At 53.3% G+C, this 1,381-nt stretch carries 1 rRNA gene; it reads right to left on the reverse strand.

Annotated elements, in window-relative coordinates:
• A 23S ribosomal RNA gene (locus tag HWW83_RS25445) occupies window positions 1-1,381 on the reverse strand; the annotation flags it as partial.

Consider the following 1,381-nt stretch of genomic DNA (forward strand, 5'->3'; position numbering starts at 1 on the left):
AGGGACTTCACCTACATGCCAGCGTGCCTTCTCCCGAAGTTACGGCACCATTTTGCCTAGTTCCTTCACCCGAGTTCTCTCAAGCGCCTTGGTATTCTCTACCTGACCACCTGTGTCGGTTTGGGGTACGATTTAATGTTACCTGGAGCTTAGAGGATTTTCCTGGAAGCAGGGCATCAACTACTTCTGCACCGTAGTGCATCGTCATCACGCCTCAGGGTTGATATGCAACCGGATTTACCAGGTCACACCCCCTACACGCTTAAACCGGGACAACCGTCGCCCGGCCAGCCTAGCCTTCTCCGTCCCCCCTTCGCAGTAACACCAAGTACAGGAATATTAACCTGTTTCCCATCGACTACGCTTTTCAGCCTCGCCTTAGGGGTCGACTCACCCTGCCCCGATTAACGTTGGACAGGAACCCTTGGTCTTCCGGCGAGCGGGCTTTTCACCCGCTTTATCGTTACTTATGTCAGCATTCGCACTTCTGATACCTCCAGCAACCCTCACAGGCCACCTTCAACGGCTTACAGAACGCTCCCCTACCCAACAACGCCTAAGCGTCGCTGCCGCAGCTTCGGTGCATGGTTTAGCCCCGTTACATCTTCCGCGCAGGCCGACTCGACCAGTGAGCTATTACGCTTTCTTTAAATGATGGCTGCTTCTAAGCCAACATCCTGGCTGTCTATGCCTTCCCACATCGTTTCCCACTTAACCATGACTTTGGGACCTTAGCTGGCGGTCTGGGTTGTTTCCCTCTTCACGACGGACGTTAGCACCCGCCGTGTGTCTCCCGTGATAACATTCTTCGGTATTCGGAGTTTGCATCGGTTTGGTAAGCCGGGATGGCCCCCTAGCCGAAACAGTGCTCTACCCCCGAAGATGAGTTCACGAGGCGCTACCTAAATAGCTTTCGGGGAGAACCAGCTATCTCCCGGTTTGATTGGCCTTTCACCCCCAGCCACAAGTCATCCGCTAATTTTTCAACATTAGTCGGTTCGGTCCTCCAGTTAGTGTTACCCAACCTTCAACCTGCCCATGGCTAGATCACCGGGTTTCGGGTCTATACCTTGCAACTAGTCGCCCAGTTAAGACTCGGTTTCCCTACGGCTCCCCTATACGGTTAACCTTGCTACAAAATATAAGTCGCTGACCCATTATACAAAAGGTACGCAGTCACACCACGAAGGTGCTCCCACTGCTTGTACGTACACGGTTTCAGGTTCTATTTCACTCCCCTCGCCGGGGTTCTTTTCGCCTTTCCCTCACGGTACTGGTTCACTATCGGTCAGTCAGGAGTATTTAGCCTTGGAGGATGGTCCCCCCATATTCAGACAGGATGTCACGTGTCCCGCCCTACTCATCGAACTCACGACCTGTG

Source organism: Serratia ureilytica, from assembly GCF_013375155.1.
GTDB lineage: Bacteria > Pseudomonadota > Gammaproteobacteria > Enterobacterales > Enterobacteriaceae > Serratia > Serratia ureilytica.